2 protein-coding genes are annotated in these 8351 nt (G+C 55.3%); both read left to right on the top strand.

The window, feature by feature from the left end; genetic code table 11:
- Positions 1–16 precede the first annotated feature (16 nt).
- Positions 17–8023 (top strand): Ig-like domain-containing protein, encoded by an 8007-nt coding sequence (locus FDX22_RS02460; RefSeq protein ID WP_255432692.1) that lies wholly within the window; start codon positions 17–19, stop codon positions 8021–8023.
- Positions 8024–8088: 65 nt separating this feature from the next.
- Complete coding sequence (locus FDX22_RS02455; RefSeq protein ID WP_370316670.1) at positions 8089–8340, top strand: hypothetical protein; 252 nt, start codon at positions 8089–8091, stop codon at positions 8338–8340.
- Positions 8341–8351 lie beyond the last annotated feature (11 nt).

Raw genomic sequence — 8351 nt, 5'->3', positions numbered from 1 at the left:
GAACACCACGGTAACGCTGGATACCCAGGCGGCAAACGCCATCAGTATTGATACCGTGGCGGATGACAATATCGTCAACCGCAGTGAGTCCCGGATGCCGACGCTGATTTCTGGCGCGGTAACCGGGGACGCGCAGCCGGGTGACCCGGTGGCGGTGCAGGTGAACGGCCAGACCTTCAATGGCGTGGTGATCACCGACGAACACGGGGCGCTGCGCTATAACGTGGCGGTGCCGACCTCCGCTCTCCACGAAGGCCGCAACGACGTGCAGGTCACCGTCACCGGCGTGGATACGGCAGGCAACACCGCGGTGGCGGTGCAGAACACCACGGTGACGCTGGATACCCTGGCGGCGGATGCCATCAGCATCGACACCGTGGCGGATGACAACACCGTCAACCGCAGTGAGTCCCGTATGCCGACGCTGATTTCTGGCGCGGTAACCGGGGACGCGCAGCCGGGTGACCCGGTGGCGGTGCAGGTGAACGGCCAGACCTTCAATGGCGTGGTGGTCACCGACGAACACGGGGCGCTGCGCTATAACGTGGCGGTGCCGACCTCCGCCCTCCACGAAGGCCGCAACGACGTGCAGGTCACCGTCACCGGCGTGGATACGGCAGGCAACACCGCGGTGGCGGTGCAGAACACCACGGTAACGCTGGATACCCAGGCGGCAAACGCCATCAGCATCGACACCGTGGCGGATGACAATATCGTCAACCGCAGTGAGTCCCGTATGCCGACGCTGATTGCTGGTGCGGTAACCGGGGATGCGCAGCCGGGTGACCCGGTGGCGGTGCAGGTGAACGGCCAGACCTTCAACGGCGTGGTGGTGACTGATGAACACGGGGCGCTGCGCTATAACGTGGCGGTGCCGACCTCCGCCCTCCACGAAGGCCGCAACGACGTGCAGGTCACCGTCACCGGCGTGGATACGGCAGGCAACACCGCGGTGGCGGTGCAGAACACCACGGTAACGCTGGATACCCAGGCGGCAAACGCCATCAGCATCGACACCGTGGCGGATGACAATATCGTCAACCGCAGTGAGTCCCGTATGCCGACGCTGATTGCTGGTGCGGTAACCGGGGATGCGCAGCCGGGTGACCCGGTGGCGGTGCAGGTGAACGGCCAGACCTTCAACGGCGTGGTGGTGACTGATGAACACGGGGCGCTGCGCTATAACGTGGCGGTGCCGACCTCCGCCCTCCACGAAGGCCGCAACGACGTGCAGGTCACCGTCACCGGCGTGGATACGGCTGGCAACACCGCGGTGGCGGTGCAGAACACCACGGTGACGCTGGACACCGAGGCACACAACGCCATCAGCATTGATGATGTGACGGTCGATAATACGCTGAATTTTGATGAGCTATCGGCGAAAACGCGGACCATTACCGGTACCGTCAGCGGGGAAGATGCCCGGGCGGGTGACCGGGTAGATCTGGTCATCAACGGTCACGATTATCACGGGTGGGTGATCGACCTGGGCAACGGCAGCCTGGGCTACAGCATTGCGGTGGACTCCGCCGCCTTTGCGGACAACAGCGGCAAGGTGCTGAAAGATGTTGATGTGCACGCCAGCGTAGTCTCACAGGATGCGGCAGGTAACGAGGCGGTGGCGGTCAGCACCCACACCGTACATCTCGACAACTACGCCGAAAACCAGGTGCATATTGATCAAGTAGCCGTCGATGACATTATCAATATTAAAGAGTTTTCAGAAAACGGCGGCGTTACGCATATCACCGGAACAGTGACCGGTATTGACGCGAAAGCAGGCGATGTGGTGACGCTGGAGCTGAAAGGCGGATATACCCTTACAACGACGGTGATTGCGCTGGCGGGTGGTGGGTTAGGTTATAGCTTCCCGGTAAACACCCATATGCTGATAACGCATCCGGAGATTTACGTTACCGTGACCTCAACCGATGCGGCAGGTAACAGCGTCACCCATAGCGAGTCAAAAGCTATCGACTCGGATATGTACACACAGTCGCATATCACCATTGATGGCGTGACCGCTGATAACTTCATCAACATCAAGGAGTCGACGGACAATAACGGTCAGACGAAGATCAGCGGCACGGTGAGCGGAGATGCAAAACTGCATGACACCGTTGAATTGATGATTGATGGTCATCGGTACTCTGGTTTTGTCGAAGCATTGCCTGGCGGGAATCTGGGGTATCACATCCTGGTGGATACCCAGTCGCTGGTTAACGATCCGGTGATTCATGCCCGTATCAACACCACCGATAATCACGGTAACGAAAGCACCGCCACGACAGAACGTACCGTTGGGCTCGATCTCAATGCCAGCGCCAGTATCGGTATTGATACCGTGGCAGGTGATGACATTATCAGTCATGCCGAATCTCTGCTGAACACGACGACGATAACAGGACCGGTCGGTGGCGATGCGAAACCTGGCGATGTTGTGACCTTAACGTTCAACAACCAGACCTGGCACGGTAGCGTGGTGGTGCTGGCGGACGGCTCGTTAGGCTACAGCATTCCGGTGAGCACCAAAAACCTGCCTGATGGTGTCGATCAGAACGTGCATGTTTCAATCTCCACCGTCGATGAACACGGTAATCAGTTAACCGTGTCCCACGATCATACGGTGCATATCGACCTGCATGCGGATGCGAAAATCACCATCGATAAGGTGACCGACGATAATGTGCTGAACCACTTTGAACTGGATAAGCCTAAACAGTTGGTGAGCGGTACGGTGGGCGGCGATGCACAGGTCGGTGATGCGGTGAACATTGAGATTAATGGTTACACGTTTACCGGCAAGGTTATCGACCTGGGTGGGGGTAAGCTGGGCTATCAAATTCCAGTTGATTCGGCTGCATTCAGCAATAACCAGGGTAATCAGGATAAAAATCTCACCTTTACGGCAACGGTGACTTCCCACGATGCGGTGGGTAATGAAGTCACCATCGGCACTTCCCACACTGTTCATATCGACAACCATGCAAGGGCAGGGATCACTGTTGATACTGTAGCGGGTGACGATGTGCTCAATGGTGCAGAGGCTGCTCGACATACCACCGAGGTGATGGGTACCGTTTCTGGCGATGTGAAATTCGGCGATAAGGTGCAGATCATCGTCAACGGGCATACCTACAATACAACCGTACAGCACTTACCTGAACATAATGGCGCACTGGGTTATAAACTGGATGTTCTGACCCGCGATCTGCTTAAAGACCCTCATATTATTGCCCAGGTCAATGGCGTGGATGCTCCACACAATATTCAGCATATGCAGACGCCTCACGATCTGACGGTGGATCTGCACGCGAAAGCAATGCTGAGCATCGATCCCGTTACCGGCGATAACCGGGTGAACGGTGATGAATCTCACCAGCCGTTTACCTGGGTAACCGGAAAAGTCGCTGGTGATGTGCACGTCAATGATGTGGTGTATCTGACGGTGAAAGGCCACGTCCTGACAGGGAAAGTTGTCGATCTGGGCGGTGGAGTTCTCGGGTATAGCATCAAGGTCAGCACCGCTGATTTGCTGGCCGACCCGCACTTAACCGCCACCGTCAGCACCACCGATGCGGCGGGCAACGTGGCGAAAGCGGATGCCGAAACGACGGTGATTATTGATACGCGTGTCGACGCAGCAATCAAGATTGATACGGTAACGCCGGATAACACGCTTAACCGCGATGAGCAAATGCAGGGCCATACGCTGGTCAGCGGCACGGTTACCGGCGAAGTGCATCCGGGCGATCCGCTGGTGATGACAATCAACGGGCAGATTTATACCGGGGTGGTGGAAGACCTCGGCGGTAATAAAATGGGCTTCCATATTTCGGTGGCGACGTCCGATATTATCGCCAGCCCACATATTGATGTGTCGATGGATGTCACCGATACGGCGCAAAACCATGCGCATATTACGGCACACCATAACGTGGGGCTGGATGATAAAGCCTACGCCGCAATCACTATCGATCCGGTCACCGGTGATAAGGTTCTGAACGGTGCTGAGTTGCAGAAAACAACCACCGTAGTGAGCGGGACGGTGGGCGGTGACGCGAAGGCGGGCGATATTGTTCATCTCAATATCGGCGGACATCTGGTGGACACTCAAGTGATTCCGCTGCCGAATTTGGGCGGAACATTAGGCTACAGCGTCGATGTGGCCACCCAGTGGTTGCAGCACGATCCGCATATTACCGCCACCATTACCGCCACCGATCCGCATGGCAATAGCGCCACAGCGCAGGCGCAGGATGTCCTGACGATTGACGACCATGCTGTTGCTACGGTGCACATCAACCCGATCGTTACGGCGGATCACGATTCCGTCATCAACTATAACGAGGCGCATAACCCGCTGACAACCGTCACCGGGACGGTGGGCGGTGATGTGCTGGTGGGCGATTGGGTTGAGCTGACCGTCAACAATCAGGTCTATTACGCCCAAGTACAGGACAGTAACGGGCAGCATACCTTTAGCGCGGATGTCTCCACGCTGGACTTGCTGTTGGATCCGCACATCCATGCGGAAGTGTCGGCCACAGACGCGGCAGGTAACGTGGCATATGGGCATGATGACCGTCCGGTAGTGATTGATACCCATGCCGATGCCAGGATTACGATTGATTCAATGACCACCGGTTTATTGCCTAACATGACGACCCCGCAGGATCTTGCTCCGGGCAGAAAACCTGACTATGTGATTGTCACCGGACATGTTGACCCAGATGCTAAGTTGAATGATGAGGTGATTCTTATTGTTGGGAATGGGATCCGATATACAACCCATGTCATTGAATTACCAAATCACATTCTGGGTTTTCAGGCCTCAGTGAGCACGGGCGATCTCGGTGATAACGGTAATATCACCGTGTCGATTACCACGCATGATGATCATGGTAATACCGCGACGGCAACGGACCACAAACTGATTGATCTGCCATGGACTCACAATCAGGCTGTCAGTGGGAATACGCCGTATATCATGCATAACCCGCCAGCGATCACTACGCCACCAACCGGCACTGGAACGTCAGCGCCGCATCAGCCGCATGTTCATCTGACCGTTGATAAGGTGACGGGTGATGATGTGCTGAACCACGATGAAGCACAAAAAACCACCACGCCGGTGCGCGGGCGGGTGACGGGGGATGTGCATGCCAACGACGTTGTCACCGTCACGGTGAACGGCGTGGACTACCACGGCAAGGTATTTGCGATTCCGGGGCTGTCAGGCGAATTTGGCTACCAGGTTGATGTTCCCTCAAATGTGCTTCAGGCACACCCGACGTTTGATGTCTCTGTTACCGTGACCGAGGGCAATCTGACGGGATCGGATACGCAGCATAAGGTTATTAGCATCGACACCGATAACCCTATCACTATCAACATGAACCCTGTGGCCAGCGATGATGTCATCAATGGCAAAGAAGCGCTTACAGGCAAAACGATGATAACGGGTACGGTCAAAGGCGAAGGGTTACACGATGGCAGCGTGGTGTCCTTGCAGGTCAATGGCAATACCTTAACCACCGTGGTGCATGACAATAACGGCACGCTGGAGTGGTCAAAAGAGGTCAGCATTAATGACCTGCGCACCAACCCGACTATTGTTGCGACCGTAACCGGCACCGATGCGGCCGGGAACACGGTCACCGGGTCGACGGACCGACATGTCATCGTCGATCTGAACGCCGTTGCGGGAGTGACGATTGATAACATCACCGCTGATAACGTGCTCAACGCGCAGGAGTCTGATGTCAATGTGCATCCGACGACGACGGTGACGGGCTCCGTGACCGGCGATGTGAAGTCCGGCGATATCGTAACGCTGGAAGTGGACAATCATACCTACACCGCGACGGTTGATAACCAGTTGCATTATTCGGTGGATATCGACACCCAACACCTGAACGCCGACCACTCAATTGTGGCGAAGGTCACTGGTCATGACGTTCACGGTAACGATCAGGACGCCAGCTACACGAAGAACTTTACGCGTGATACCACAGCGGCAGCGACGGTGACCATTAACACCGTCGGCGGTGACGATGTCATTAATGCGGATGAAGTGAAGGCAGGCCAGATTGAAGTCAGCGGCACCGTGGGTGGCGATGTGCATAAAGGCGATAAAGTGCATATCACCGTCAATAACATCACGGTGGATGCCGATGTGGTCGAACTGCCGCATATGAACGGACAACTGGGCTACTCCGCGTTAGTGAGCACCGCTGGTCTGCAAACCGATCCCACTATTTACGTTAGCGTGACGGGTGAAGATGCGGCGAAAAATACCCAGACTGCGAACAGTCAGAAACCGGTGACCATTGACACCAATGTGGTGGCAGAAATTCATCTGGATAAGGTGTCGGATGATGATGTGTTGAATAACGCGCAAACGAAACTTCAGCACACCAAAATCAGCGGCTATGTCACCGGTGATGTTGACGTTGGCGATCTGGTCACCATCAGGGTCGGCGGCAAAGACCTGGTGGCGAAAGTTACCAGCAGCGGCGGTAAAAAAGTGTTTAGCGTCGATGCCAGCACCGTGGATTTGGTCCATGACCAGAATATTACGGCGCACGTTACCGCCCATGACGACGCGGGCAACCGTCAGGAAATCGATACTGCGAAAACCCTCACCATTGATCGGGAGGCGAAGGGGACGGTGGATATCGATAACGTCACTGCTGACAACGTCCTGAACCAGCAGGAGCTGCAGGCGCTGAAAACGACGATTACCGGTACTGTGGGAGGGGATGCGCAAAAAGGCGATCCGGTGGTTTTAACGATTGGTAACCGTACATTTAATGGTTCGGTGGACGTGCTGCCAAGCGGCAAGCTGGGCTATCAGATTGATGTGGATACCGATGTATTAAAAGCCAACACCAGTATTGATGCCAAAGTCACTGGTCATGATGCGCCCGGCAACCCGTACAGCATCCATATATCCCATTCTTACGTGGTGGATGATCATGCCGAAGGTACGATTGTCATCAATAACGGTATTGCAGGGGATAACGCGGTAAACCAAACGGAATCTCAACACGACACGGTTATTTCTGGCGTCGTTACCGGTGATGCGCAAGTGGGGGATAGCGTCACCCTGACGGTGAACAGTTTCTCCACAACGGTGAAGGTGACACAGGATCCGCACAGCAATAAATTGGTTTACGCAGTTGCGGTACCGACCAGCGCGCTGAATGAAGGCGATAACGACGTTCAGGTGAAAACCACGGTTAAGGATGCGGCAGGTAACACGCTGGATGTGACCGATCATAAAACCGTGGTGCTGGATACTCACGCTGATGCCACTATCGTGGTGGATAAAATCACCGGCGATAACCACATTTCGCAGGCAGAGTCGCAGAACGCGATCACCCACCTTACCGGCAGCGTAACCGGCGACGTGCATGATGGTGAACACATTACAGCGCGGGTCAATGGTCATCAGTACGATACGGTTATTCATCTGAATAATAACGAACTGCGTTATGACTTTGCGGTGGATACGTCGACCTTGCGTACCGGCCATAATCGCGTCAGCGTGATGGTTGAGGCGAACGATAACCACGGCAATACCACGACACATGCGCAAATGGCTGATGTCACCATGGAAGATCATGCGCCAGTGAAAGCGCATGCGGCAGACAAGGGACAGCACGCCGCAGCACAGCATGCGCTGCACAATCTGTTTGATGACAGCGCATTGTCTTTGTCATACGCGCCAGCGGCATCCGCGCACGGACAGGCGGCAGCCGTACTGGGTCCTGACGATAAAGCGAAGGCCGTGCTCGATAAAGTCGACCTGAGCGATTTGGCCCGTGAGCTGCATGAAGGCGTTGATATTGCGAAGTACATTCAAAGCGGCGGCGATCATCATCTGATTGCCAGCCCGGCGAAGGTTGCGCATGGCATTGACACGGCAGTCTCCACACCGTTGAGTAGCGATGTGCATGCGTCAACGTACTCGCTGGATCACCTGATCGCCAAACCGGAACAAAATCACTCTCACTAACGGAAGCTGACTGCCCTGTGTACACGGGGCAGTCGCGTCACGACATATTAATCTAAGGCAACAAGATGAATGCTGTTCCACCTGATGAACACGGCACTGAAATAGACAACCAACAGTTCCTGGCCATGCTGCAAAAGAGCGACCTGGAGATGGTGCGCGTACTGGATGACTTGATTTACCTGTTGATCCGTAAAGGCGTTATAGCGATTACCGATCTACCGCCGATGGCGCAGGTTAAATTAATGAATCGCGCGAACGCGCGTCAGGAACTCGGGGGGTTAGAACAACTGCTCGGTAACGATGACCGAATTTTTTAACGGCAACAGAC

It is taken from the genome of Citrobacter sp. TBCS-14, from assembly GCF_005280805.1.
Classification (GTDB): Bacteria; Pseudomonadota; Gammaproteobacteria; order Enterobacterales; family Enterobacteriaceae; genus Citrobacter; species Citrobacter gillenii.
The sequence above is the reverse complement of the archived record's forward strand: the minus strand, read 5'-3'. Positions and strand labels throughout refer to the sequence as shown.

Bases quoted from the DNA above. Each gene is read 5' to 3' on its own strand.
- FDX22_RS02455 (WP_370316670.1), top strand. From the start codon at position 8,089: ATGAATGCTGTTCCACCTGATGAACACGGCACTGAAATAGACAACCAA.